The 1,405-nt window shown below is 48.8% G+C and carries 1 protein-coding gene and 1 pseudogene; both read left to right on the top strand.

Going from position 1 to position 1,405, the window contains the following annotated elements; genetic code table 11:
* Nucleotides 1–1,009 (top strand): fructose-bisphosphatase class III (locus STRDD11_RS09820; protein WP_128837313.1); only part of this gene is annotated, 1,009 nt, incomplete at its 5' end.
* 110 nt (nucleotides 1,010–1,119) lie between these two features.
* Nucleotides 1,120–1,405 (top strand): annotated as a pseudogene (locus STRDD11_RS09815) (aminotransferase class V-fold PLP-dependent enzyme); the annotation flags it as partial.

Here is a 1,405-nt window from a genome sequence, read left to right as displayed (position 1 = left end):
AATCCTGCAGTTTAAGCTGGAAAGTCAGCTGATTGAGCGGCGGCCGGAATTTCAGATGCAGGACCATATCACGCTGGACAAGATTGACTTTTGGGAAGAAAGTGTCCAGATTGACGGCAAAAAGCATGCGCTGGTTAACGGCTGCTTTCAGACGGTCTGTCCGGACAATCCAAAGAAACTCAGCTCGGCTGAAGCAGAAGCCGTGGACAGCCTGCTGGAGTCTTTTCAGCATTCCATCAAGCTGGCCGAGCACATCGCCTTTCTCATGAATAAGGGGTCTATGTATAAGATTTACAACAACCATCTGCTTTTTCACGGCTGCATCCCCTTAGAAGCCTCAGGAGATTTTCAGCCTCTGCAGATCCATCAGGCCCAGTATGCCGGCAGGGAACTGCTGGATTTCTTTGAGTATCATATCCGTCAGGCGGCCAAGGATCCATCTGTCGGTGATGATTTTTCGACAGATCTCATCTGGTACTGCTGGAATGGCAAGCTGTCTCCTCTCTTTGGAAAGAAAAAGATGACGACACTGGAGCGCTATTTTATCGATGACAGAGCAACTCACAAAGAAGCGGAGAATCCTTACTTTTCCTATCGAAAGTCTGAGAAAATCTGCCGTTTGATCTTAGAGGAATTCGGCCTTTTTTCTGAGGAATCACGGATTGTCAATGGACACACACCGGTCAAGACGACCAAAGGGGAGTCTCCCATTCGCGGTCAGGGACTGCTTTTTGTCATTGACGGCGGCCTCTGTGAAGCCTATCAGAAAAAGACTGGGACAGCCGGCTATTCCCTGCTCAATAACTCTTACGGCTTTCAGCTGGTGACCCATCAGCCTTTTCAGGATGTGGCAAAAGCGGTAGAAAGTCCCTTTGCGCATACATCTCTGAAGAAGGTGATTGAACACGTGGAGCAGCGAACCTTGATCAAGTCCACTACCATTGGCCAGACGCTGCTGAGGCAGCAGCAGGAGCTTTTTGCACTCCTGCATGAATATTATGATTACTGAGCGTTAAGTTAGCGGCTTCCTGTCTGGGATACGACTTGAGGCCGTTTTCTTTTGTTGTTTTGGGGCCCTTTTCGTGTTACAATAGGAGTATTGAAAATAGAGGAACCATCATGATTTATTTAGACAATTCAGCAACGACCAGACCCTATCCAGAAGCTTTGACCGCCTATACCGAAGTCGCTTCAAAGATTTGGGGCAATCCTTCCAGCCTCCACAGTCTGGGCAGTCAGGCGGCACGGATCTTAGAGGCTTCCCGCCGGCAAATCGCAGAGCTCTTAGGCAAATCTGCTCAGGAGATTTTTTTACGTCCGGGGGAACCGAAGGAGATAATTGGGTCATTAAAGGCGTGGCTTTTGAAAAAGCCCCTTTTGGCCGCCATATCATCGTATCTAGCAT

It is taken from the genome of Streptococcus sp. DD11 (assembly GCF_001578865.1).
Lineage (GTDB): Bacteria > Bacillota > Bacilli > Lactobacillales > Streptococcaceae > Streptococcus > Streptococcus panodentis.
Note: the sequence above shows the minus strand (reverse complement) of the source record. Positions and strands in the feature narration are given on the sequence as shown.